General features: G+C 47.4%; 26 protein-coding genes. 25 read left to right on the top strand and 1 reads right to left on the bottom strand.

What is annotated here, in order from left to right; translation table 11 throughout:
• The first annotated feature begins 19 nt into the window (after positions 1–19).
• The 4 genes from A7K50_RS02110 to A7K50_RS02095 all read left to right on the top strand — a co-directional run bounded on the left by A7K50_RS02110 (position 20) and on the right by A7K50_RS02095 (position 3,542).
• Positions 20–745, top strand: a complete 726-nt coding sequence (locus A7K50_RS02110) for an FtsQ-type POTRA domain-containing protein (protein WP_026156385.1) — start codon at positions 20–22, stop codon at positions 743–745.
• A gap of 13 nt (positions 746–758) precedes the next feature.
• Entirely contained in the window at positions 759–1,103 is a 345-nt protein-coding gene (locus A7K50_RS02105) for a small basic family protein (protein WP_020491924.1), read from the top strand.
• Positions 1,104–1,255: 152 nt separating this feature from the next.
• Positions 1,256–2,320: a cell division protein FtsZ gene (ftsZ, locus tag A7K50_RS02100; protein ID WP_020491925.1), complete on the top strand. Its 1,065-nt coding sequence runs from the start codon at positions 1,256–1,258 to the stop codon at positions 2,318–2,320.
• Positions 2,321–2,654: 334 nt separating this feature from the next.
• Positions 2,655–3,542, top strand: coding sequence for a DUF3102 domain-containing protein (locus tag A7K50_RS02095; RefSeq protein WP_119774504.1), 888 nt, complete (start codon positions 2,655–2,657; stop codon positions 3,540–3,542).
• A gap of 323 nt (positions 3,543–3,865) precedes the next feature.
• On the opposite strand, the gene A7K50_RS02090 is transcribed toward A7K50_RS02095, so the two are convergent.
• Entirely contained in the window at positions 3,866–4,480 is a 615-nt protein-coding gene (locus tag A7K50_RS02090) for a TetR/AcrR family transcriptional regulator (protein ID WP_020492574.1), read from the bottom strand.
• Positions 4,481–4,548: 68 nt separating this feature from the next.
• Here A7K50_RS02090 and A7K50_RS02085 point away from each other — a divergent pair, with 68 nt between their 5' ends.
• The 21 genes from A7K50_RS02085 to A7K50_RS01985 all read left to right on the top strand — a co-directional run bounded on the left by A7K50_RS02085 (position 4,549) and on the right by A7K50_RS01985 (position 25,283).
• Complete coding sequence (locus A7K50_RS02085; RefSeq protein ID WP_026156536.1) at positions 4,549–5,952, top strand: ABC transporter permease; 1,404 nt, start codon at positions 4,549–4,551, stop codon at positions 5,950–5,952.
• Between the two features lie 267 nt (positions 5,953–6,219).
• The gene (locus tag A7K50_RS14430; protein ID WP_282432353.1) at positions 6,220–6,672 is read left to right on the top strand and encodes a peptidoglycan-binding protein; all 453 of its coding nucleotides are present in this window, start codon (positions 6,220–6,222) and stop codon (positions 6,670–6,672) included.
• Positions 6,673–6,899: 227 nt separating this feature from the next.
• Positions 6,900–7,793, top strand: a complete 894-nt coding sequence (locus A7K50_RS02075) for a sigma-E processing peptidase SpoIIGA (protein WP_020492576.1) — start codon at positions 6,900–6,902, stop codon at positions 7,791–7,793.
• Positions 7,793–8,530, top strand: a complete 738-nt coding sequence (gene sigE, locus A7K50_RS02070) for an RNA polymerase sporulation sigma factor SigE (RefSeq protein WP_020492577.1) — start codon at positions 7,793–7,795, stop codon at positions 8,528–8,530. The genes A7K50_RS02075 and sigE overlap by 1 nt, the downstream gene beginning before the upstream one ends.
• Before the next feature lie 80 nt (positions 8,531–8,610).
• On the top strand, positions 8,611–9,384 hold the full coding sequence (gene sigG / locus A7K50_RS02065; protein ID WP_020492578.1) for an RNA polymerase sporulation sigma factor SigG: 774 nt from the start codon (positions 8,611–8,613) through the stop codon (positions 9,382–9,384).
• A gap of 69 nt (positions 9,385–9,453) precedes the next feature.
• Positions 9,454–9,711, top strand: coding sequence for a YlmC/YmxH family sporulation protein (locus A7K50_RS02060; RefSeq protein ID WP_020492579.1), 258 nt, complete (start codon positions 9,454–9,456; stop codon positions 9,709–9,711).
• Positions 9,712–9,798: 87 nt separating this feature from the next.
• Entirely contained in the window at positions 9,799–10,599 is an 801-nt protein-coding gene (gene pgeF / locus A7K50_RS02055) for a peptidoglycan editing factor PgeF (RefSeq protein WP_083916797.1), read from the top strand.
• 25 nt (positions 10,600–10,624) lie between these two features.
• Positions 10,625–11,602 (top strand): HlyD family efflux transporter periplasmic adaptor subunit, encoded by a 978-nt coding sequence (locus tag A7K50_RS02050; RefSeq protein WP_020492580.1) that lies wholly within the window; start codon positions 10,625–10,627, stop codon positions 11,600–11,602.
• Between the two features lie 110 nt (positions 11,603–11,712).
• Positions 11,713–12,399 carry a YggS family pyridoxal phosphate-dependent enzyme gene (locus A7K50_RS02045; protein WP_020492581.1) on the top strand — a complete coding sequence of 229 codons (687 nt, stop codon included), beginning with the start codon at positions 11,713–11,715 and terminating at the stop codon, positions 12,397–12,399.
• A gap of 49 nt (positions 12,400–12,448) precedes the next feature.
• Complete coding sequence (locus A7K50_RS02040; protein ID WP_026156537.1) at positions 12,449–12,976, top strand: cell division protein SepF; 528 nt, start codon at positions 12,449–12,451, stop codon at positions 12,974–12,976.
• A 10-nt stretch (positions 12,977–12,986) separates the two neighbouring features.
• Positions 12,987–13,313, top strand: a complete 327-nt coding sequence (locus A7K50_RS02035; protein ID WP_020492583.1) for a YggT family protein — start codon at positions 12,987–12,989, stop codon at positions 13,311–13,313.
• 259 nt (positions 13,314–13,572) lie between these two features.
• Positions 13,573–14,154, top strand: a complete 582-nt coding sequence (locus A7K50_RS02030; protein WP_020492584.1) for a phosphate propanoyltransferase — start codon at positions 13,573–13,575, stop codon at positions 14,152–14,154.
• Between the two features lie 26 nt (positions 14,155–14,180).
• The gene (gene lspA / locus A7K50_RS02025) at positions 14,181–14,651 is read left to right on the top strand and encodes a signal peptidase II (RefSeq protein ID WP_026156539.1); all 471 of its coding nucleotides are present in this window, start codon (positions 14,181–14,183) and stop codon (positions 14,649–14,651) included.
• Positions 14,632–15,597, top strand: coding sequence for an RluA family pseudouridine synthase (locus A7K50_RS02020; RefSeq protein ID WP_020492586.1), 966 nt, complete (start codon positions 14,632–14,634; stop codon positions 15,595–15,597). The genes lspA and A7K50_RS02020 overlap by 20 nt, the downstream gene beginning before the upstream one ends.
• Before the next feature lie 261 nt (positions 15,598–15,858).
• The gene (pyrR, locus tag A7K50_RS02015; protein ID WP_020492587.1) at positions 15,859–16,404 is read left to right on the top strand and encodes a bifunctional pyr operon transcriptional regulator/uracil phosphoribosyltransferase PyrR; all 546 of its coding nucleotides are present in this window, start codon (positions 15,859–15,861) and stop codon (positions 16,402–16,404) included.
• A 393-nt stretch (positions 16,405–16,797) separates the two neighbouring features.
• A complete protein-coding gene (locus tag A7K50_RS02010) occupies positions 16,798–17,733 on the top strand; it encodes an aspartate carbamoyltransferase catalytic subunit (protein WP_020492589.1) in 936 nt (311 codons plus the stop codon).
• Positions 17,720–19,057, top strand: a complete 1,338-nt coding sequence (locus tag A7K50_RS02005) for a dihydroorotase (RefSeq protein WP_020492590.1) — start codon at positions 17,720–17,722, stop codon at positions 19,055–19,057. The genes A7K50_RS02010 and A7K50_RS02005 overlap by 14 nt, the downstream gene beginning before the upstream one ends.
• Positions 19,057–20,151 carry a carbamoyl phosphate synthase small subunit gene (locus tag A7K50_RS02000; protein WP_020492591.1) on the top strand — a complete coding sequence of 365 codons (1,095 nt, stop codon included), beginning with the start codon at positions 19,057–19,059 and terminating at the stop codon, positions 20,149–20,151. Before A7K50_RS02005 ends, A7K50_RS02000 begins: the two co-directional genes overlap by 1 nt.
• Entirely contained in the window at positions 20,152–23,328 is a 3,177-nt protein-coding gene (gene carB, locus A7K50_RS01995) for a carbamoyl-phosphate synthase large subunit (RefSeq protein WP_020492592.1), read from the top strand.
• Positions 23,329–23,542: 214 nt separating this feature from the next.
• The gene (locus tag A7K50_RS01990; RefSeq protein WP_020492593.1) at positions 23,543–24,370 is read left to right on the top strand and encodes a dihydroorotate dehydrogenase electron transfer subunit; all 828 of its coding nucleotides are present in this window, start codon (positions 23,543–23,545) and stop codon (positions 24,368–24,370) included.
• Complete coding sequence (locus tag A7K50_RS01985; RefSeq protein WP_020492594.1) at positions 24,357–25,283, top strand: dihydroorotate dehydrogenase; 927 nt, start codon at positions 24,357–24,359, stop codon at positions 25,281–25,283. The genes A7K50_RS01990 and A7K50_RS01985 overlap by 14 nt, the downstream gene beginning before the upstream one ends.
• The last annotated feature ends 3 nt before the right edge of the window (positions 25,284–25,286 follow it).

Raw genomic sequence — 25,286 nt, 5'->3', positions numbered from 1 at the left:
AGAGCGGGAGAGGAAGATTTTGGCTCACACCAGATCAAATACATTTTGGATCTATGCGGCGGCTTTGATCTGTCTCATTGCTGTAGGACTTTATATGTTTTCCAAATCGGATTTTTTTAACGTGGAGGAAGTCAGGGCAGAAGGATTAAGCAATGTCACTGAGAATGAAGTATTGCAGCTTTTGGGAACCGTAAAAGGTGAGAATATTTTTCTAACCGATACAGAAGCCTTGGCGATGAAGGTCAAGCTTCATCCGCTGATTGATCAGGCGCAGGTAGAAAAGGAACTTCCGGCAACGCTGGTGATCAAAGTACAGGAACGTGTACCGGCCGCAATGATCTTAAACAGCGACGGGGTTGTCGTCGTGGATCTGCAGGGCGTCATTCTGAAATTTTATGATTCCTGGCCCGCGGAAGACAATCCAGTGCTGACCGGAGTCGAAGTCCCTGAAACAATCGGCCCTGGACAAAAGATTGACAATGTGAACCTAAACAAGGCCCTTCTGTTGCTGGGACAAGCCCCTGCGGAACTACTGCCGCTGATTGGAGAGGTTCACAGCACAACGGACGGGCAAATAAGTCTTTATCTGACCTCCGGTATTGAAGTGAAAATAGGATTTGACACCGAGTTTACCGAAAAGCTGAAGCTGCTTCAGGAATTGTTAAACAGTGAAGAATACAAAACCGTAGAAAAAGCAATTCAATATATTGATTTAACGGCAGGGAAACCTGTTTTAGGAAGATAGCGGGGGATAGATTATGTGGCTACTACCGGTTTTCGGATTAATTCTTGGACTATTAATTGGATTCATAAGTCCGTTTAGTATTCCGGTGGACTATACCAAATATTTTTCAGTAGCGATTTTAGGCGCGTTGGACTCAGTCATGGGTGGTATAAGATCCTATCAGGAAGATCATTTTGACAGTACGATCTTCCTCAGCGGTTTTATCGTCAATATCATTATGGCCAGCCTGCTGGCATTTATCGGGGATAGAATAGGCGTCGACCTGTATCTTGCTGCCGTGGTGGCCTTTGGCACCAGATTATTCCAAAACATCAGTATTATTCGCCGGCATATCATTAATAGATATCATAAAACCTGATTGGAACGAAAAAAATTTAAATATTATGACGGAAAAAGAGGAGTAATAGTTTCTCATCTCGAACTCATATAGTTGGGTTGACGATTAACCGTTTACATCGGAAAAACATAACCAATAGATGAGGACTAGAATAAGGAGAGGCAGGGGAAAAGATGCTCGAATTCATTAGTGATGAGATGCAGTTTGCACGGATCAAGGTAATTGGGGTCGGCGGCGGCGGAAACAATGCCGTAAACAGAATGATTTCCGTTGGTCTTAAAGGAGTAGAGTTCATCGGGCTGAATACAGATGCTCAGGCGCTTCAAATGTCCAGAGCAGCTGAAAAAATACAAATCGGCATTAAACTCACCAAAGGACTCGGTGCAGGAGCTAATCCGGAGATCGGTCACAGTGCGGCCGAAGAGAGTCGTGACGAGATTGCCAAAGCGCTGCTCGGTGCCGATATGGTTTTTGTTGCCGCCGGTATGGGTGGTGGAACAGGAACGGGAGCCGCTCCCGTTGTTGCCGAGATCGCCAGGGAAATTGGAGCCTTGACAGTCGGCGTTGTTACAAGGCCTTTCTCGTTCGAGGGACGCAAAAGAGCCATGCAGGCTGAAAGAGGGATCCTTGAACTGAAGGAAAAGGTTGATACGCTGATTACCATTCCAAATGACAGACTCTTGCAGGTTGTCGATAAACATACGACGGTCCAGGAAGCTTTCAGCATTGCTGATGACATCCTACTGCAGGGTGTTCAGGGCATATCCAACTTGATCACCATTCCGGGACTCATCAACCTCGACTTTGCTGATGTGAAGACCATCATGTCTGATACTGGTTCTGCCCTGATGGGAATTGGACAGGCTTCCGGAGAAAACAGAGCGGTTGATGCTGCCCGCAAAGCGATTTCGAGCCCGCTGCTCGAGACTTCGATTGAAGGGGCGAAGGGTGTCCTGCTGAATATCACCGGTGGTCCGAACCTGACCCTGCTTGAAGTCAACGAAGCTTCCGAAATCGTCGGCGAAGCAGCCGATCAGGAGGCTAACATTATCTTCGGTGCAGTCATCGATGAAAACCTAAAAGATGATGTCCGGGTAACGGTCATTGCCACAGGCTTTGACCAGCGGTCCAACTTTGTCAAAAAACTAAAGAACCCGCAGGAAGCTGTGAAAATGGATGACTACAATCCTTTCAAGGATCATGTGGATATCCCGAATTTCCTGAAGTATAAAAGATAAGCACTAACTTTTAATCATAAAAGTTGGTTCTATTCAACGCTGAAGGCGTCTCATTTGGGCGTCTTTAGCTTTGTCTTTAACTCTTTCATGGGCTGTCGCAGCCTCACTAACATTTTGAAACCTCTGGGCTTACTCCAAGTCTGCAATATTTGAAGGAATCAGCATAAAGATCATATGAGGGGACGCATCGAAACTAAAGCTTTCGTTACGTTCCCTTTCTCATGAACAGTGCTGATTAGGCCATACACCTATCTTTTAATAAAAGCCAAGCCCTCACCACCCGAAGCCCATCTGCATATGCTGTAATTAGACTCATAATGAAAGGGCGGGCGGCATGGATAACTCGACCGGCGAACGCACGCCGCTTGTCATAGCGGCTGAAATAAATATGATAACCTGCCAGACCAAAAAAATCCTGCTTACCAGCGCCATTGAAATCGGCCGTCGTTTGCTGGAAGCCAAGGATCTGGTCAAACACGGGGAATGGGGTAAGTGGCTGGCAAAGTCTGTGAGCTATTCCCAGAAAACTGCCGAAAGACTGATCAAACTCTACGAAGAATACGGGCCTAAATTTTCTGACGGATCCGACAGGTCAAAATCGACACCAGTGTCGATTTTGACTTACACCCAGGCCCTCCTCCTGCTGGGCTTACCGGAAGAGGAGCGGGAGGAATTTATCGCGCACAATAACGTCGGCAGTATGACGAAACAGGAGCTGCAGCAGGCTCTGAAGGACAGAGATCAGGCCAATCAGGCGAAGGAACAGGCGCTTCAGGAAAAGGACCAGGCTCTTCAGGAGAATCAAGCACTTAAAAAAGGGCTGGAGACGATCGACAGCACCATCTCCGAATTAAAGAATGAGCAGGCTAAGGCTGCATCAAGGCCAACAAATCCGAAAAATGTCAATGCAGAAGCGCAATCTGCCAACAATGCCTCCTCTGCCGGTAACGCCCCCCCTGCAACAACAGCCCCTTTTACCCACAACCTTAAAACCGAACATGACCCGGACGCTCACATCAAGTATGTAGAAAAATGCGACACTTGCTGCAAAACAATCGCCGATACCTTCTTCGATCTGACGACAGCGCTCACCAATCTGGCGCATATCGATCCGAACCTGAAAGAAGAAAAAAGAAAAGAGGCCAATCGGCTGATTGAATACATGGCAGAGACGATTAAAGAGTGGCCGCCCCCCAAGAAACCGCTTAGAGTTCGTTCCTGATTTTTTTAGAACCTTTGGACAAGCTAAGTATAGTATGTATGAGCGAATTAACAAAGGATATAAAGGTCATCGAAACAATGGACAATGACCTTTATGATCCTCCACAAGCGTAAGCAGGCAGTACCGGCATAAAAGATTAAGAGAGGGGGCGGGCTGACGGCAATCAGGATTTGCCGGCGGCCTCGCCCCCTCTCATCTTTTGCCTGATCACGGTTCATATTATTATATGAACCGTAGCTAAGTTTGAACTATAAAAATTCAAAAAAATAGTACATGTCATTGATTACCTTGTGCTTCATAACCCATTATATTTCCTTCAGAATTCAGGAGGAAGTATTGGGGGTTAAAATACCTTGAGCCAAGCCATTAAACATTAGTTCGTTATATAAGGTAACCAGTTCATCTATGGGTATTTTCATACCATTTTTTATCCAATATATGACAATACCGACATTTGCCGATAGACCATATTCTAAAATTAATTCGTAATGGTCTTTATTTATGTTTTTTTCCTTATCGCGTAATAATAAGTTATCAAGGAGCAAAAGCTTCACATTATCTTTGATTTTATTAATAAACGAGATGTCACCGGTTGGGCCGAGAAGGGCTTCAAAATACAAGTGATGCTTTTGGATATAGGCAAGTATACTGCTGAAGGCATTTCTTGCTAGATGAGGGTCTCTTATTATAATGATATCTTTACTAAACTCAAGAAAAATTTCTTTCATACCATTCAGCAACTCGTTTTCAATTTGCTCACGTAAATCATAAATATCCTGGAAATGAAGATAGAATGTTCCCCTATTTAACCCGACTCGATTGCAAAGCTCTTTAATACTCATTTTATCAATCATTTTATCATGATTTAACGCAATGAAAGCATCCATGAAAATGCGTTTTGTCTGAATGGACTTTTTTGGTCCAGCGATTCTCGTCATAAAAATCACTCCTATGTAACAATTAGGGAGATACGTGGAAATATAAACATTTCCAAATGATCTGTTGATTGATCACGGTAACCTTCTATGGTATTTTTATGATAAATCAACACTGTGTTGATTTCAATAGCGGTGTGGGTGAATTACATAGCCCAAGACTACAGCCTATAAAAGAAAATAGGGAAAGGGTTGAGATGATGGAAATTATTGTTGGTATTTTAAAACAAAAAATATTGTGGATTGGATTAGCAGTGATGATTCTATTTGCATCTGTGCTAACAATTGCACTTTTAGGATCAACGATTAATGCTGAATTGAAAGGTGCGCCTATGGCTTTAGTTTTGCAGGATGAGGGAGTAGCCTTGCAGTCCGGAGTAGAATTAAATTTTGGGCAAAAAATAGTAGAATCGGTAATGACATCAATCGGCGGCCAGGACAACTCAGCCTTTAAGTGGACGATTCTCACTGACAAAAGTGAGGCGATGGATGCAATGAATGATCAGAAATATTATGGTGCTCTGATTATTCCAAAGGACTTTAGTAAAAAGGTGATGTCTGTCACAAGTGCAAACCAGACGCCTGGTGAAGTTGAGGTATATGTCAACAACGGAATGAGTCAAACCGTTGCCAATATTTTGACGCAGGTTGTGGGAAAAATGGAGACGGGTATCAATGACAAATTAAGAACACAGCTAGCAGCTCAGCTAGCCAGCGCTACTAAACAAACTCCGGAGATCGGTCAAAGCCCGTCAAAGCAAACCAGTCAGACGGCTTCCGCCCAAGCCGCAGCAATGCAAGCGCAGAGGCAAATGATGCAAAATCTGCAGCAGAATACGCTCGTAAGTTTTACCATTGACAAAGTTAACGTTATTCCCGATCACAGTGCCAATGGTAATGCACCTGTTTCTGTCACAATGTTGGCTTGGATGACCGGCTTAATATCATCCATACTCCTCTTTTTTGTGATAAAGAAAGTTGAGCAAACTAAAAAAACGGAAAAGGCACTTACGATTGGAATACAGATCGTTTGTGCCATTGCGTTTTGCTTCATTGCTTCGTTGGTTATCTTGATTGTTGGAAACGGCTTATTGAAAATGACGGTTCCGAACAGTTTTGAGTTCTGTTTATATTTTACACTGATAAGCTTCAGTTTTTTCCTAATGCAGTCAATGCTGGTAAATGGATTAGGTGCTCAGGGAATTGTACTTGTCATGCTGGTATTCTTTTTTGGGCTGCCAATGATTTCTCTGCCTTATGAAATGCTTTCCTCTGCGTCAAAGTTTTGGTTATATTCCTGGATGCCTTTACGCTTTGGCGTAGAGGTGATGCGGGATTTCTTCTATTTTGCCGGTACCAATATGATTAAACCAATGACATCGTTGTTGTCGGCCGGAGCTATATGCTTGGTTCTATCCTTCCTCTCTGTCTTTATGCCTGTTAAGAAAAGCAAAACTTCAAATCTGGGGTTTTAAACAGAGATCCTAAAATTTTGCTGGCTTTTCATTCACGATAAAAGAAGGCGGTGTTGCATAACTACTTTTTTGTAGTTTTGCGGCACCGCCATGTATTTTTTTTGATAACCGAAGAGCTTCCAAGCACTTGGAAATTTTGGGGCAGGTCTTTTTCACATAGTCACCCTAAGAAAACATAAGATGGTGGTAAGCTTATAAAAACGATAATGCCCAGAACTTACTAGAAAATATAAGGATAATTAAATTAACATCGAGGGGGTAGCTTCAATGAGCCTTCGGCTAACTAGAACGCTCAGGCTAGGGATGCGTGGTAATGATGTCAGACAACTGCAAATCGCTCTGATTGAACTGGGTTATAATCCAGGAACTCCAGATGGTATCTTTGGTCCTCGTACCCAATCAACAGTAATTGCCTTTCAGCAAAATAACGGGTTGGTACAGGATGGAATTGTAGGTCCGGCAACGACAGCAGCTTTGAATAGAACTCTTTTTGAACCTGCATTTCTCAAAGTAGGTTCCCGGGGTCCGGAAGTTGCGACATTGCAGTCTATTCTTCAAGAACTCGGCTATAACCCGGGAATGGCTGATGGAGTATTCGGGCCTAAGACCAGGGAAGCTGTGATCGCTTTCCAAAGGGATTATGGACTTATCCAAGATGGTATTGCGGGACCTCAGACCTTTACAGTTTTGGATCAGGTAATCCGCAGCAAGACAATATAATTATTTGTTTTATTTGTAATACACTTGTGGGAAACATAAAATATAATTTTAAGCCTATGGCAAATAGAGCATCATCAACCTTCCACAATCGCCAAATATCCATCATAATCTGTATTCCCTTAGCCAAAAAAATCGCGTTCCAAGCCCACTTAAAGCGACAGGATTTCTCACGGCACAGAGGTATAATTTGTTAATGAGAATAACTTCGCGCAGAAAGGATTTCGGGTATGGTCTACCTGGATATTATTCTGTTCATCAATGGGGCTATGGATGCTTTTTTGTTGGTTTTTACGGCTCATCTGCTTCGTAAAAAGATACAGATTTTAAATCTTTTTGGGGCAGTTCTTCTTGGTGAGCTGCCAATCGTATTTATCATCTTTGGACCCTCATGGGTCATCACTGCTTCCAGAATCCTGATTCCTGTTGGCATGGTCGCAGTGGCTTTAAAGACCAAAACAATCCCTGATCTGGCTAAAGGACTCCTGTATTTCAGCCTTCTGGCATCCTTAAGCGCCGGAAGTTATTATGCGCTGGCAGGCTGGCTTGGGTTGGAAGGCTCAGGGCTGGCTTTAAAGGATTTATGGGTCCTGCCTGTGATTGCCCTGATTCTGATCGCAGGATGCCAGGTCTGGGAGAAAATCCAAAAAACGACATTGTTTTTGGACAATGTCTGCTATGAGGTTGAGCTGTCTTTTGAGAATGGCCGGCAGGCGCAGATTAAGGCACTGCTGGACACCGGAAACGAACTGCGGGATCCGCTGACCGGGACACCTGTAATGGTCGTGGAAGAAAAAGCTGTGGCCCAAGCCCTGCCGGAAGTAATTCAGAGGTTTCTGCTTATGCCTTGGAGAGAAAGTGCCAACCCCTGGACTTATATCTGGAACAGTGAAGACCCTTGTATACAAAAGATGGTGTTTATCTCCGCCAGGGGAATCAATGGACAGACCTGGCTGCCGGGAATCCGGCTCGGATCTGTTAAGATCCGTCAGGGGGGAAAAGTATGGGAACATGCAGTTACCGCTGCCTTAGTCCCGCATGGTCTTAATTCGGAAGGCAAATTTGTGGCCCTACTGCATCCGGAACATATTCAAATGCCAGTTGGCAAGGAGGAGATCGCCTGATGAATCGCATTAAACGGTACTATAGGGCAGTAATGTCAGTATTTAAGAGTAAATTAATTTTTTTGTCCCTGAAACTGCACCGGGTAAGGGAGATCTTCTATGTCGGTAGCAGCGAAGCCCTGCCGCCCCCGCTGCGACTGGAAGAAGAGGAGTATCTGATCACGAGACTAGAGCATGGGGACCTTTCGGTGAAAGATATGCTGATCGAGCGCAACCTAAGACTAGTTGTGTATATCTCCCGCAAATTTGAGAACACGGGAATCGGTATTGAGGATTTGGTCTCGATCGGGACGATCGGTTTGATTAAAGCGGTTAATACCTTTGATCCCGCCAAGAAAATCAAGCTGGCCACTTACGCTTCCCGTTGCATTGAAAATGAAATTCTGATGTATCTGCGTAGAAATAATAAAATAAGGACAGAGGTTTCTTTCGATGAACCTCTGAATATCGACTGGGATGGCAATGAGCTGCTTCTGTCCGATGTACTGGGAACCGAGAATGATATCATCTCGCGCCCGATCGAAGAGGAAGTTGACAGGCAGCTGTTGGATCTCGCTATGGGCAGTCTGAGTGAGCGCGAAAAACTGATCATGGAGCTTAGATTCGGCATGGGCGGATGCGAAGAAAAGACGCAAAAGGAGGTGGCTGACCGCCTCGGAATCTCGCAATCATACATATCCAGACTCGAAAAGCGCATTATACGCAGGCTGCGGAAAGAATTTGTCCGGCTGGAATAACGATTTGGAATAACTTGTCTGCTGTCAGGGCATACTCTCCAGAGAATAACCATGAAAAACCACATCTGGAGGGTATTTTAATGGTCTTAAACAAGGTTGAGATCTGCGGAGTGAATACGTCCAAACTGCCCGTCTTAAGTGGTGCCAAGATGAAAGAACTGTTTTTGAAATTTCAAGCCGGGGACAAGTCGGCCCGTGAACAGCTAGTCCGGGGAAATCTTCGCCTGGTGCTCAGCGTGATTCAGCGGTTCAGCAATAGAGGGGAGCATGTGGACGACCTTTTTCAGGTAGGCTGTATTGGCCTGATGAAGGCAATCGACAATTTTGACCTTGGTCAGAACGTCAAGTTTTCTACCTACGCTGTCCCAATGATTATTGGGGAGATACGGCGCTATTTAAGGGACAATAATCCGATCAGAGTCAGCAGATCTTTGCGGGATATCGCCTATAAAGCCCTGCAGGTTCGGGACAAGTTGGCGTCCGAGTGCTCGCGGGAGCCGACAATCAATGAGATTGCCGAAAAACTGGAAATTTCCCATGAAGATGTTATCTTTGCGCTCGATGCAATCCAGGAACCCGTGTCGCTTTTTGAACCGATCTATCATGACGGCGGTGATCCGATTTTTGTTATGGATCAGATCGGTGATGACAAACAGTCGGACAGACTTTGGTTGGAATCAATTTCGATCAAGGAAGGTATGAGCAAACTCGGAGAAAGGGAAAAAAAGATTATCTCGCTACGTTTCTTTCAGGGCAAGACCCAGATGGAAGTGGCCGAAGAAATTGGGATTTCCCAGGCCCAGGTCTCCCGCCTGGAAAAAGCAGCTCTGAAGTATATGCGTAAGCATGTCTGAATTCAATTTAAATATGTCATGATTGTAACCCCTCCTCATATGATAATAAGTGAGAGGAGGGGCTTTGCCATGAGAGTCTCTGAATTGAGGGTACTCGATATTATCAATATAGAGGACGGGCGGCGCTTAGGGCCGGTCATCGACCTTGATCTGGATTTGGAAAAAGGGATTGTGAAAGGGATCGTTATCATGGCTTCCTCCCGGGCGAAAGGCTTCTTTGGTAACGGGAGAACGGGCGACGTATTTGTTCCTTGGGAAAAAGTGATTAAAATTGGTATTGATGTAATCCTGGTCGATGGCAGGGATTTAATCAATATCAACTATTAAAAATTGCAAAAGAGCTGTATTCAAAGGTTTTTTTCGATATAATAAATAGAAATGATTTAAGGTTTGACTGCAATGAGGTATAATCATATGGCATGGGAAAGACAAACGGTCGGGGAACTGGCTTACCTGACAATTCCTAAATGGTCCCTTCACGGAGTAACCGCCGTGTTCTCGACCAGGGGCGGAGGCGTCGGCAGCCCGCCTTATTCCTCTTTGAATATGGCTTTGCATGTCGGCGATATGATTGAGGATGTTTTACATAACAGACGAATATTTCTAGCCGGAATAGGACGCTCACCAGAAGATTGTGTCGCCGCTGAACAGGTTCATGGTACCGCTATTCGATTTGTGACAGAAACAGACCGGGGGAGGGGTATGCAGAACTTGGTATCGGCACTACCGTGCTGTGATGGGATACTTACGGCGCAGGATGTAGGATTACTTAGTTTTTATGCGGATTGTGTGCCTGTCTTCTTTTTCCATCCGCGCAGCAGAATCATTGGGCTTGCGCATGCCGGCTGGAGAGGAACGGCCGGCAATATTGTCCAAGAAATGGTGAACAGGATAATTCAAGCCGGAGCTAATGCAGAAGAATGTTTGGCCGCGGTCGGCCCCTGCATCGGACCTTGCTGTTATGTCATTGGAGATTCCGTCGCTTCAATATTTCGAGAAAAATGGAATGAACCTTCCGTGCTTTCGGAAACAGCACCGGGTGAGTATAGTCTCGATTTGCAGGAAGCAAACCGTCAGTTGCTGATTTCCGCCGGAATTCGCGCAGAGAATATATTAATCGCTCAAATGTGTACATCCTGTCATCCTGGAGAATTCTTTTCTTATAGGAGAGAAGGGATAACCGGCAGGATGGCCGCTTATATTGGATTCTCATAAGTATTGTTTGTAAGAGGAATAGAGGATGGCTAAAAAAACCAGAAAAAGATTGAATGTATTTTTTATTATATTGGTTTTGTCTGTAATTGGCCTATTCCTTTGGGATTACCGGTCATCGTGGATTGCTGGCTCACTTTCGTTCGAGACTGTTCATCAGGGCCTTGTAGAACACGAAAAAACAGTAAAGGCCGTATTTGCCAATACGGAAACCGTACTGACAGCGCCAGCTGAAGGAACCGTTGTACTGGTAGGTGAGGAAGGAAGAAGATTTAAAAAGGGTGAATCAGTAGCCCGGGTGATCCCTGCCGGAGTAGGACATGAGCAATCTGACTCAGGAATATGGATAAGCGCACCGGTTTCGGGCCTGTTTTATTCACATCGGGACGGGCTGGAACAGATCATGACACCGGAAAATTTGATGAATATGGATCTAGACAGATTATTGGTCCAGACGCAAAATGATGGGAAAGAATCTGAGCAGACAGAGACTGCCCAGGAGAACAGTCAACCTGCGGATAACAGTCAGAATACCACGGTCAGTGTTAGTCTGCATTCTCCAATTGGTAAGATAGTGAACAACCTCTATCCGAGCTGGGTGTTTGTATATCTGGGAATCCCGGCTTCCCTGGCTGTTGGAGATGTTGTTGAGTTTGTGATTGATGACGAAGAATACTATGGTACGGTCATGAAGCTTTCGTCGCAACCTGGAGGAGCAGTGATCCGCTTTAGTCAATATGTGCAAGGTACCGCGGAGAACAGGATACACGAAATTGCCTGGAGATTTCAGTCCTCGACCAGGGGCTTGGTCGTTCCGGCCAGTGCCTTGTGCACCTCCGGTGAGGAAAAGGGAGTCTATGTCCTGGAGGATGGCGTGATCCACTACCAGAGTGTCATCATCAAGGACAGCAATGAAAATTTAGCCTGTGTCGAAGGTCTTCCGGAGGGTATCCAGGTTGTCGTTAATCCGCGAGAAGGTATTGAAGGCATGTATGTGAAGTCCTGATTTTTAAAAAAGTCAATAAATCCAGCTACTTTTTGCATAAAAAGCAGGGAAATCAAGGAAAATGTAGAACATATAAATGATTATATGCCAACACAGGCGGCAGGAGTCCAATGAGTATAGTCAATAACATTTCAGAAGTACAGCAAAAAATTTCGGCAGCTGCTGCGAGAGCAGGCCGTAGCTCGAAAGATATCACACTTCTGGCCGTATCCAAGACAGTACCCGAAGACAGGATCATGGAGGCACACAGGGCAGGTTTAAGGGCTTTCGGAGAAAATAAAGTACAGGAGTGGCAGGCCAAGCACCTCTCGCTGCCGCAGGATTGCCAATGGCATATCATTGGCCGTCTACAGACGAATAAGGTAAAATACCTAGAAGACATCGCGTTCATTCATTCGCTGGACCGCTTTGCGCTGCTGGAGAAGCTGAATCTGGAAGGGGAAAAGCGCCAGATCAGATGGAAGACGCTTGTCCAGGTAAATGTTGCAAGGGATAAGGCCAAAGCTGGTCTCGAGATCGAAGAGCTTCAGGACTTTATGGACAGCGTACACGACTTTCCCTATGTGACCGTTCACGGACTAATGACGATTGGTGCCCTTGATGCCGGACCCGGAGAAACAAGAGGGTATTTCCGAAAACTCAGGGAGATCAGAAATGATTTACTGACGAAAGGTGCCGGAGGGCCTAATGGGCTTCCCCATTTGTCTATGGGAATGAGCCAGGATTATGAAATTGCCGTCGAAGAGGGCTCTACAATTGTCCGAGTCGGAAGCATGATTTTCGGACACAGGAATTAATATATTTTACATAAAACTTATGAAAAAATTTAAATCACGGAGGATGAAAATGGCAAAGATACTTGACAAATTTATAGGTATTATGGGTTTTGGGGACGATGAGGACGATTTTGAACCTGAAGAATTAGAAGAAGAGTATTCCGGAAGAGCAGAAAAGTCCAGAAACAGCAGCTTCAGAGATAATGCGCTCCGAGAACCCGCTCAGAGCGAATCCTTCAGCAGGGAAACATACAAAGACAATGCCATGAAAAGAAAACAGGCTTCTGTGGTCAGCATTCATACCCAAAAGCAGGTAAGGGTCATCGTCGTAGAGCCGGTCTCTTTTGAGGAAGCTCAGGGAATTGCAGAGCACCTTAAAGCTCGTAAATCAGTTATTCTGAACCTGGAACGGACCGACGGTCATCTGTCACAGCGGATCGTTGATTTTATCAGCGGTACAACCTATGCTTTAGGTGGGAATATGCAGAAGGTTGGCAATGGTATTTTCCTATTTGTCCCAAACAATGTGGACATTAGCGGCGAGCTGAATTACAAAACAACCGAGCGGGATATTCTCTGGCCTAAAATCAACAATTAATCGAGAGTCATTGATCATAGGCATTAATGGGGGGGTAATCAGAATTACAATTCTTTATTGGAGTTATGCAATTATTGACAAGGTCCTTCTGATCCTGGAATGGCTCGTAATCATACGCTGTATTTTATCTTGGATACCTCATTCACCAAGCAATAGATTTATTCGGATCATTTACGATATCACTGAACCGCTTTTGAGGCCTTTCCGAAAAATACGGCTAGGCAACCAGGCCATGATGGTTGATTTTGCTCCGTTTTTTGCTGTCCTGGCCATCGTACTTATCAAAAGTGTGATTCTTTGGCCCCTTTATAAGCTTATTGCCAATCTCATTGTGTAGAACGGAAGAAGCGTCCTGCAAATGCAGTAAGGTACTGAATATTAAATGGAGAACTCGTCATGAGACGAGTTCTCCATATTCACCCCCTAATGCTATGTTATCCATGACATACTCAACACCGTAAAGGCTATTTAAAGGCCTTCACACTTCCTGTGCCGTCGCATTGAAGTCATTTATGCCGGAAAGCTTCTTGACAAGCAATTGTTGCGATCATGGACCATGGAGCAATCGTTCAAACAAATATTGAGGAGTGAACAGTATGCATACATTTTTGGTTCCGGTTGGAATATCCAATCGACATCTTCACCTTTCTGAGGAACATATCAGCCAGCTTTTTGGTGAAAACAGTACACTTACTAAAAAGAAAGACTTAAGTCAGCCCGGACAGTTTGCGGCTGAAGAAACTGTAACGCTGATCGGTCCCAAAGGGAAGCTTGAGGGAGTCCGTGTCCTAGGGCCTGCCCGTGATGAAACTCAGATTGAACTTGCTGTGACAGATGCGATTAAACTGGGATTAAACATTTCGGCAAGAGATTCCGGCAATACCAAAGGGACACCCGGCATTGATATTATAGCAGGAGATAAAAAAGTAAGTCTGGAACACGGAGTCATTGCCGCGATGCGTCACATCCATGCCAGTGAAGACGATGCGCTGCAGTATGGCATTAAGGATAAGGATATGGTTAAAGTACTTTTTGAAGGACCCCGCGGCGGTATTCTGCATAACGTTCTGGTCAGAGTAAAATCAACTTATGCGCTGGATCTGCACATCGATACCGATGAAGCGAATGCGCTGGGGCTTAAGAACGGAGATACCGGAACGGTAATCGTTGAGGATTAATGATTCATTAGATGGAGGGTACCCTTTTGCCATTTTTATATACCTGGGTAACACTGATCATTATCTTAGTCTTAGACCGTCTCAGTAAATGGGTCGTTCAAAGCAATATGACGCTGGGAGAAAGCCAGGCCGTAATCCCGGGCTTTTTCCATCTAACCTATATTTTGAATCCTGGTGCGGCCTTTGGTATGCTGCAGGGCCAAAAGTGGGTGCTGATCACTGTTTCAGTAATTGTTCTTGCCGTACTGTTCTATTTTCAAAGAAAAGTGCCGCAAGGACAAAGGCTTATGCGGGTGAGCATGGGTCTGATTGGGGGCGGAGCGCTCGGCAATTTCTGGGACCGGTTGCTTACCGGAAAAATAATTGATTTTCTTGATTTTAGGGTCTGGCCCTATATTTTTAATATCGCCGACAGCATGATTGTCATTGGCGGTATCTTGTTGATTATTCTTTTGATGCGAATGAAAGAGGATACGAATGACGAATCATCATTTTGAAGAAGAACCGCAGGATCATTTTATCGAGGATCCGGACAGCGAGGAACGGCAGCTTGTTCAGGCAGCTCCCGGCCAGCGGCTGGATACGGCACTGGCGGAATGTACCTTACTGAGCAGAAGCTATATACAAAACCTTATCCAACAGGAACGCGTGCTTGTCAACAGCCAACTTAAGAAGGCCAATTACCGGGTTCAGGAAGAAGACCGTGTTGAGATCAGTATTCCTCCTGCGCAGAAGCTGGATGTTCTGCCTGAAGAATTACCGCTGGATATTGTGTATGAAGACGATGATCTTCTCGTCGTCAATAAACCCCAGGGCATGGTGGTGCATCCTGCTCCTGGTGCATGGAACGGAACGCTGGTTAACGCACTGCTGTATCACTGCCAAAACCTTTCCGGGATTAATGGTGTCATCCGCCCGGGAATTATTCACCGGATCGACAAAGATACTTCCGGGTTGTTGGTCGTTGCCAAAACGGATGACGCGCATCATCATCTTGCCCACCAGATTAAAGAGCATAGTGTCGGACGAAGCTACAGGGCCATCGTTCACGGGTTGATGTCGGAGCCGTCGGGAACTGTGAATGCACCCATTGGCAGAGATCCAAAGGATCGTAAGAAAATGGCGGTTATTTTTAAGAATTCCCGTAATGCAGTGACGCACTATTATGTTCTGGAACGATTTTTGCAATTTACTGCGATCAAAGCGGTGTTGGATACAGGAAGGACCCACCAGATTAGAGTGCATATGGCCTATTTGAAACACCCTGTGCTGGGAGACCCGCTTTACGGGCCAAAGAAAAATCCTTTTGGCTTGACCGGACAGGTTCTTCATGCCGAGACGCTGAGTTTTGTTCATCCACGGACCGAAGAAAAGATGACATTTACGGCAGATCCACCCGAATCATTTCGGGATGTTCTGGCAAAGCTAAAGAATAGTGATTGACATTTGGTTCCTAGTACACTAAACTAGTTATGATGAAAATTAAATCAGTTGCCTTTAAAATTGTCCAGTGAGGCAGGTAAGGCAGATAAAATGTTGTACGTGAAGTATGGCTGTCTGCTCCTGCAGGCAGCTTTTTTGACATCCATGAAGGGATAAATGTCGCGATTCCATGGAGGGAAAAGAGCGACTGACCAATGGACTAATGCCGCGGTGCCAGGACGGCTAGGAGCGGCAAACATATGCGAAAGAAGGCGAACTCAAATGGAAGGTACGCCAAAAAACAGGATCATGGATGCGGACGGAATTCGCAGAGCGATTAGCAGGATATCCCATGAAATCCTGGAGAAGAATCAAGGAACGAAAGACCTTGTCCTGATCGGGATAAGGACGAGGGGAGTCCCTTTAGCAGAACGCATTAAAGAAAGGATTGCAGAATTTGAGGATGTATCGGTTCCTCTCGGACTGCTTGACATCACACTTTATAGAGACGACCTGAGTACGATCGATATCCAACCTGTGTTGCATGAGACCAAAGTGCCATTCAGCTTAGACGGGAAAATCGTCATTTTGGTCGATGACGTTTTATTTACCGGCCGTACAGTCAGAGCAGCGCTCGATGCGCTGCTCGATCTCGGAAGACCATCGAAAATCCAACTGGCCGTTTTGGTAGACCGGGGGCACCGGGAACTGCCGATCAGGGCCGATTATGTCGGCAAAAATGTTCCGACTTCCAGCAGGGAAATTGTTTCTGTGTGCCTGGAAGAAACGGACGGAAGTGAAGAAGTATTCCTACAGGAAAAAACATAACGAACATTTTGAGTCCGACCCTTTAAATGTTATCCGGAGAGATAGCCAAGGGAAAGCGAGAAAGTTGATTATTCAATTCCTCCTGCCTTCCTTTTGGTAGAGGGATTTTTTTATTGGATTTTTATGATTGTGCAGGTCTACGTAATGGATAACCGCTTTCGGCAAATTGCGCCCTCCTTGGCGCAAAAAGCCGCGCTCCGCATCGTGCTCCGCTTGACGCTGGCTATCCATTGCGTAGACTGATCTCGGGTCAAGGATTCAAAATGGACTTAATACAATTATGTCAAATTCTCTAGCGGAAGTTACGCGAAAAAGCTTGCAAAAATATTTGAGGTTGGAATGGATTGAGAAGTAAATTCAGGCATGAAGAAATGATTGACGGGAGGCGTACGCATGAACTGGAAGCACAAGGACCTGCTTGATCTGGACAAACTGACAGCGGAAGAAATCAAACATATCTTGAAGACTGCGGCTCCGATGAAAGAGATTTTGGCAAGACCCAATAAGAAATTACCGACACTGAGAGGGAAATCTGTGGTCATGCTTTTTTATGAGAACAGCACCCGGACCAGGACTTCCTTCGAGACTGCGGCCAAAATCCTTGGAGCAGATACGTCAAATATTGCAGTTGCCCAAAGCAGTGTAAGTAAGGGAGAAACCCTTCTGGATACAGCGAAGACGCTTCAGGCCATGAAAGTTGATTTGGTAGTCATCAGGCATGGCAGCTCAGGGGCGGCAGAGTTCCTCGCCGACGAGCTTTCAGCCGGCGTGATCAATGGCGGTGACGGCCAGCATGCCCATCCGACTCAGGCCTTGCTGGACTTTTTTACGATGCAGGAGAGGCTGGGAGAACTTCAAGGCAAGAAAATCGTGATTGTCGGCGATGTGCTGCACTCTAGAGTTGTGCGGAGCAATGTCCTCGGACTGAAAAAACTTGGCGCCGAAATCGTATTGGTTGGCCCGCCGACGCTGCTGCCATCGGAAATGAATTACCTTGGTGTGAAGACCTCTTACGATCTGGATAAAGAACTGCCCGGGGCCGATGCGGTGATGGCCCTCCGCCTTCAGCTGGAAAGGCAGCAAAGCGGCCTTTTTCCGTCAATCAGGGAATACAGCAGGTTATATGGTCTTAGCCAGGAAAGGTTAAGACAAACCGGTAAAGATACCATCATCATGCACCCCGGTCCGATGAACAGAGGTGTCGAGATTACGAGTGATTTGGCTGACAGTGTGCAGTCTGTGATTGAAGAGCAGGTCACCAACGGTGTTGCCATTCGGATGGCTTTGATTTACTTGTTGATAGGAGGGACAGGCAGTGTTGTGGATTAAGAATGCGTATGTGATTGACCCGGCCCAAAGATTGTCCGGGATCAATGATGTCTTGGTTAAAGATGGCGTTATTGTGAAATCAGCCGGGAGCCTGCAGCCTGCAGACGTTCTGGAAGCGCTGGAAGCCCAGAGGCTTGACGATGTGCTACAGGTTGAGGGGGAAGGAAAATATTTGTTCCCCGGTCTAATTGATGTGCACGTGCATCTCCGCGAACCCGGTCAAGAGGAGAAGGAAGATATCCGCAGCGGTTCCAGAGCTGCGATAAAAGGAGGATTTACCTCGATACTCGCCATGGCCAATACAACGCCGATTGTTGACAACCGTGCGCTAACGGAATTTGTGCGGCTGCAGGGAGAACGCGCGGCTATGGCCAAAGTCTATCCGATCGCGGCGGTAACGAAAGGTTTCCTTGGCAAAGAGCTGGTGGAGATGATGGATATCCTCGACGGCGGAGCAGTGGCGTTTTCCGATGACGGTAAAGGAATCCAGAATGCTGAGATGATGCGTCTGGCACTGGAATACGCCAAGCTAGCTGGCTGCCCGATCATCAGTCATTGTGAAGATGACAGCCTGGCCGGACACGGTGTGATGCGCAAAGGTGAAATGAGTGCGAGACTCGGCTTAAGAGGAATTCCGGCCAGCGCCGAGAGCGTAATGGTGGCCAGGGATGTGCTGCTGACGGCTGAAACAGGAGGGAAACTCCATATTGCGCATGTATCGACCAAAGAAAGTGTGCAGATTATCAGAGAAGCCAAAAAAATGGGTGTGGATGTAACGGCCGAAGTGAATCCGCACCATCTGATCTTTACGGATCAGGATGTTATCCTGACCGATGCCTCTTATAAAGTCAATCCACCGCTTCCTTCTGCAGAAGACCAGATTGCGCTGTTGGAAGGCTTGCTGGACGGGACGATCGATATGCTGGCGACAGACCATGCCCCGCATACCTGGGAAGAGAAGACTCGGCCTTTCGCCGAAGCACCGTTTGGGATCAACGCGCTGGAAACAGTCCTAGCCGCAGTCTGGCAGAACCTCGTGTTAAAAGGGAAAATAACCCCAGATCAGGTCATCGCTTTATGGTCGCTGAACCCGGCTCGCCGTTTCGGCCTGCCGGGTGGAACGCTTCGACCCGGGAGTCAGGCCGATTTGGTTCTGTTTGACCCGGAATACCGGGAAATGATTTCTGCGGAGACAATGGAGACAAAGTCGCAGAATACCCCTTTCCTGGGACAGGAGATGCAGGGATTCCCAGTAATGACCATTGTCGGCGGAAAAATACGAATGGCTGGAAGAAAGCTTTTAGACAATAAGGAGGAAGCATAATGGCCTGGCTGGTTTTAAGTGACGGAAAAGCTTTCGAAGGAGAAAAATTTGGCCCCTGGATTGGCGGAGACCACGTGATCAAAGGGGAAGTCGTATTCAATACTTCAATGTGCGGATATCAGGAAATGATCACCGATTTGTCCTATGCCGGACAAATCCTGACATTTACGCACCCGCAGATCGGGAACTACGGCTGGCATCATGAAGAGAGCGAAGCTGACAAGGTACTGCTTAAGGGTATCATCGTGCGGGAGCTCTCGGCTGGCGAAGGCAGCCTGCATGCCGATGGAAGCCTGGAAGATTTCTGTATGAAACAGAATATCCCTGGCTTAAAAGGCGTCGATACCCGGGCGTTGACCCGCTATATCCGGAATAATGGGACGATGTCCGGCATAATGGTCGAGGAACTGGAACAGGCCGCAGCGTTCTGGCAGAAAAGCACGCCGCAGGATTTTGACCCTGAAAAACATTGGGTGTACCAGGCGACATCCGACGAAGAATATGTCATTCCCGGTAACGGTCCGGAGTTGGCTGTACTTGATCTTGGCGCCAAAAAGAATATTTTGCGTTGCCTGCAGAAAAGAGGTTACCAGCTGCATGTTTTTCCGGCAGGGACTTCCTCTCAGAAAATAATGGAGTTGAGGCCCCAGGGACTTGTGCTGAGCAATGGACCTGGAGATCCATCCCGTCTGCCGGAAATTGCAGAGAACATGGGGAAACTGATTACGGAATTACCGATCATGGGCATTTGTATGGGTCATCAGATCATGGCGATGGCAGCGGGTGCCTCGACCTACAAGCTGCCGTTTGGGCATCGCGGAGGGAACCATCCTGTTCAGAACAAAGAAACGGGCAAAGTAACCATGACTTCTCAGAACCATGGTTATGCTGTCAGTGAAGAATCGCTTCGAGGAACTGGGTTTAACATCCTGTATGCGAATTTGAATGATGGCACGGTTGAAGGCCTGAAGCACGAAAAATATCCGGTTTTAACTGTGCAATATCATCCTGAAGCTGCACCGGGCCCTGAGGAAAATGATGAAATATTTGACCGCTTTGCAGAGATGATGAACGCTAAATGGGGGGAAATGTAAATGCCAAAACAAAATTGGCAGAAGGTCATGGTGATTGGTTCAGGACCCATCGTGATCGGACAGGCGGCTGAGTTTGACTATGCCGGAACGCAGGCCTGCCGGGCTTTAAGGGAAGAAGGCGTGGGAATTATTCTGGTCAATTCCAATCCGGCTACCATTATGACGGATAAGGAAATTGCCGATAAAGTATATATCGAGCCTCTGACACTGGAGTTTTTGGAGCGAATTATTGAGAAGGAAAGACCCGACGGACTGATCCCGACGATGGGCGGCCAAACCGGACTGAACCTGGCTTTCCAGCTGGCCAAAGCCGGTATTCTGGACCGCTGTGGCGTCACGCTTTTGGGAACGCCGCTGGAGAGCATCAGCAAGGCGGAGGACAGGGAGCTTTTCCGGAATTTGATGAACGAAATTGGGGAACCGATCCCGGCGAGCTCGATTGTTTCGGATGTACGGGAAGCTCTTAAATTTGCTGAAGAAATTGGCTATCCGGTGATTGTTCGGCCGGCATTCACGCTGGGCGGCACCGGCGGCGGGATTGCCAAAGACGCGGATGAATTGACAACGATTGCCGCCAGCGGAATCAAAGCCAGTATGATTGGGCAGATTCTAATCGAAAAAAGTGTAGCCGGCTGGAAAGAAATTGAGTATGAGGTGCTGCGGGACAGCTGCGGCAACAGTATTACGGTTTGCCATATGGAAAATATGGATCCTGTCGGCGTCCATACCGGTGACAGCATCGTCGTGGCACCCTGCCAGACGCTTACAGATAAGGAAGTCCAGACACTTCGGACTTCGGCCCTGAAAATCGTAGCTGCTCTCGGCATTGAGGGAGGCTGCAATGTTCAATATGCGCTGCATCCGGAAAGACTCGAATACTGTGTTATTGAAGTCAATCCGCGTTTGAGCCGTTCGAGTGCGCTGGCTTCCAAAGCGACGGGCTATCCGATTGCGAAGGTGGCTGCCAAAATAGCGATCGGCTATACGTTGGCCGAACTGCCGAATGCCGTAACCGGGAAGACTTCGGCCTGTTTTGAGCCTGCCTTGGACTATGTGGTTGTAAAGATCCCGCGTTGGCCTTTCGATAAATTCTCCGATGCCGACCGTAGGATTGGTACGCAAATGAAGGCGACCGGAGAGGTTATGGGTTTGGGGCGCAATTTGGAGACGGCCCTCTTAAAGGCGGTGCGCTCCCTTGAAACGAAAGCATACGGCATCCTGCTCGAAGAGATGGCGTACATCGACGATGAACTTCTTCGGAAAAGATGCAGCCTGCCGGAAGATAATCTGCTCTTCGTGATTGCGGAAGCTTTCCGCAGGGGATGGACTGTAGACGAAATAAATCGGCTAAATGCGTGGAACCCTTACTTTTTGAAGAAAATAGAAGGGATTGTCAGGACATCCACAGAAATAAAGCAGCAGGCCTGGGATTTGACAGCCTTAACAAAGGCCAAGCGGCTGGGCTATTCCGACCGCGAGATTGCCCGTCTTTGGCATGCAAATGAGCAGCAGGTCTATGATTTCAGGATCCTGAACAATCTGAAGCCTGTCTTTAAAATGGTCGATACCTGTGCCGGGGAGTTTGAAGCGACGACCCCGTACTTCTACTCGAGCTATGATGCCGAGGATGAGGTTCAGCCGACAGACCGACGGAAAGTTGTCGTCCTGGGATCGGGGCCGATCAGGATCGGTCAGGGCATCGAGTTTGACTATTGCTCAGTTCATGCTGTGAAGGCGCTGCGCAAGGCAGGTATTGAGAGTATCATTATTAACAATAATCCGGAAACAGTGTCTACCGACTTTGATACGGCCGACAGGCTTTACTTTGAACCACTCACGATTGAGGATGTCACGGCAGTACTTGAGAAAGAAAAACCTGAGGGTATCGTCGTCCAATTTGGCGGACAGACTGCGATAGGGTTATGTAAAGGACTGGCGGAACGCGGCTACCGGATTCTTGGTACGACGGTCGAAGACACGGACAGAGCGGAAGAGAGAGGAATCTTTGATGAAGTTCTGCAGCAGCTGGGCGCTCGCCGGCCCCGCGGCGGATGCGTTTCCAACATGGAAGAAGCTGAAAGGCTTGCAGAGGATATCGGCTATCCCCTGATTGTACGTCCTTCCTATGTGCTTGGAGGAAGGGCTATGCAAATTGTTTATGAGCCTCAGGAGCTCCAGGGTGTATTTGCAAGGGCTTTGGCGGATTTCCCGGGACAAAGCATCTGGATCGACCAGTATCTTCTCGGCAAAGAGGTCGAAGTCGATGCGATTTCCGACGGGGAAACCGTCTGCATTCCCGGAATCATGGAGCATCTGGAACGGGCCGGTATTCATTCCGGCGATTCGATTGCGGTCTATCCGCCGCAAACGGTTGCAGACGACGTCAAGGAAATCATCGAGGATTTAACCGTTTCGCTGGCCCGGAGCCTGCGGATCAAAGGCTTGTTGAATATCCAGTATGTGATCTATAAAGATCAGGTCTATATTCTGGAAGTCAATCCCCGCTCCAGCCGTACGGTCCCTTTCTTAAGCAAGATTACCGGCGTGCCGATTGTGGAATTGGCCACCCGGGTCATTCTTGGAGAGAAGCTGGGAAGCATGGGTATTAAATCCGGTTTGTGGCCGGTTGGAGAGAAGGTTGCGGTAAAAGCGCCGGTATTCTCTTTCTCCAAGCTGCTGCTCGTTGAACCTTCTCTCGGTCCTGAAATGAAGTCAACCGGAGAAGTCATGGGGATTGATTATGATTATGAAAAAGCGCTCCAGAAAGCATTGATGGCCGCCGGCATGCAGATATCGGTTTACGGCACGCTGCTCGCCACCCTAGCCGACCGCGATAAGGAAGACGGGATACGGCTCGTTAAACGTTTTGCCAAACTTGGTTTCAGAATCATCGCCACGGAAGGGACGGCTAAGGCGATTCGCCAGTCCGGCATTGAAGTTGACACGGTTGGTAAACTTCATTCCGGATCGGACGATATCACTGAGAAGATCCGCAAGGGTCATGTCCAGTGTGTTTTAAATACAACCACACACGGCAGAATCATTGCCAGCGACGGTTTTGCGATCCGAAGAAGTGCGGTCGAACACGGCGTACCGTGCTTTACCAGTATGGATACGGCCGAAGCCTGGCTGCATGTTCTGGAAGCCAACATACCGAGTATCGTGCCGCTCAGCTAGAGCGGCGATAAAGGTCTCAGGCCGGTCTGTGTGTCACAATACTGCTTTTCGGCTGATTGTACCCTCCATGGCACAAACAGCCGCGCTGCGCTATCCGTGCTACGCTTGTCGCAGTACTTGTGACCCACAGACTGATTTTAAGCTTTAAGCCGGTCTGTATGTCTTATTTTTGAGTAGTTATTTAAAATACAATGTACCAGGGAGTGAGAACATCATGGACCTCAAGGAGAAAGTCGTCTTCAATGAAAGGATCGGACATCCCGTCCAGGGTTTGTACAAACTTGTTTTGAGTGGAGAAGCTGCCAAAACAGCTCGACCGGGCCAGTTTCTGCATATCCAGGTCACGGACACGAGTGATCCACTTCTGCGCAGACCACTTAGCATTGCCGGGATCGACCCTGAACGTGGAGAAGTGACTATCTACTACAGAATCAAAGGGAAAGGTACCGAACTTCTCTCAAGGATACCGGCAGACCAATATCTAAGTGTTCTGGGGCCGCTGGGGACAGGTTTTTCTATTCCCCGGGAAGGAGAACTGCTGCTGATTGCAGGCGGAATAGGGATGTTTCCGCTGTTCTCTGTGATCCAGGCTGCACAGAAAGTTCCCGTAAAGATAAAAGTCCTCTGGGGCGGGGAAAACAAAGATTTCCTGGACAGTGCAGATTTGAATCTGCTGCTGCAAAAAGGTTTGGATGTTGAACTTTCAACGCTGGACGGAAGTTTCGGAGAGAAAGGCCTGGTCACCGCACTACTGGAAAAGCACCTAGCTCTCGGAAGCACGCAGGAATTGCTGCACGGAGGGCTTCTACAGGCCGCAGCCTGCGGCCCGAACGGTATGCTGAAGGCTGTCGCAGGGATTTGTCTGAATGGCGACGTTCCGCTGGAGGTTTCTTTAGAAGAGCGGATGGCCTGCGGGGTTGGCGCGTGTTTGGGCTGTGTCTGTACTGTCAGAGCCGAAAACGGCGGACTGAAACGAAAACGTGTCTGCAAAGAGGGACCGGTAATGAATGGGCAGGAGGTGGTCTGGGATGCAGACATTTAATCTTGAGACTGATCTGGCAGGATTAAAGCTTAAAAATCCTGTCATCACTGCCTCCGGCACGTATGGCTTCGGTGAAGCTTATGCTCCGTTTTATGAACCCTCCGTTCTCGGCGGGATTACCGTCAAAGGGATTACACCGCTTAAGCGCCTTGGGAATCCTGTACCGAGGCTCGCGGAGACTCCATCAGGCCTGCTGAATTCTGTAGGCTTGGAAAATCCCGGGCTGGAGGCTTTCTTAAAAAGCTATCTGCCGCAGCTGGCTTCGCTGGACACGGCAGTGATTGTCAATATCTCGGGTTTCTCACTGGAAGATTATGCCCTGATGGCATCATCCTTCCAACGCGGCTGTGGGATTGCAGCTCTGGAAGTTAACATCTCTTGTCCGAACATCAAACACGGCGGTATGGCTTTTGGAACTGATCCCAAGAGTGCGGAAGAAGTCATCGCTGCCGTCAGAAAGAAAACGGATCTGCCGTTGATTGCGAAGCTGTCTCCGAATGTGACCGATATTGCAGCGATGGCTAAAGCTGTGGAAAGTGGCGGGGCGGATATCATTTCTCTGATTAATACGCTTTTGGGCATGCAGATTGATCTCAATACTCAGAAGCCAGTGTTGGCCAACACGATGGGGGGATTATCCGGTCCCGCAGTCCGGCCGGTGGCCGTCAGAATGGTCTATCAGGTCTATCAGGCTGTAAAGCTGCCGGTCATTGGCATGGGCGGAATTTCAACCTGGCAGGATGCTGTCGAATTTATGCTGGCAGGCGCTTCGGCAGTGAGCATCGGAACAGCTAATTTTGGCAATCCGCTTGCGCCCGTTGAAATTTTGGAAGGAATTCAGGCCTATGGCAATCAAAGAGGCTATCAGTCGGTCAGGGAAATCGTCGGACTTGCCCATGGGCAGAAAGGATGAGGA

It is taken from the genome of Dehalobacter sp. MCB1 (genome assembly GCF_003590275.1).
GTDB lineage: Bacteria > Bacillota > Desulfitobacteriia > Desulfitobacteriales > Syntrophobotulaceae > Dehalobacter.
The sequence above is the reverse complement of the archived record's forward strand: the minus strand, read 5'-3'. Positions and strand labels throughout refer to the sequence as shown.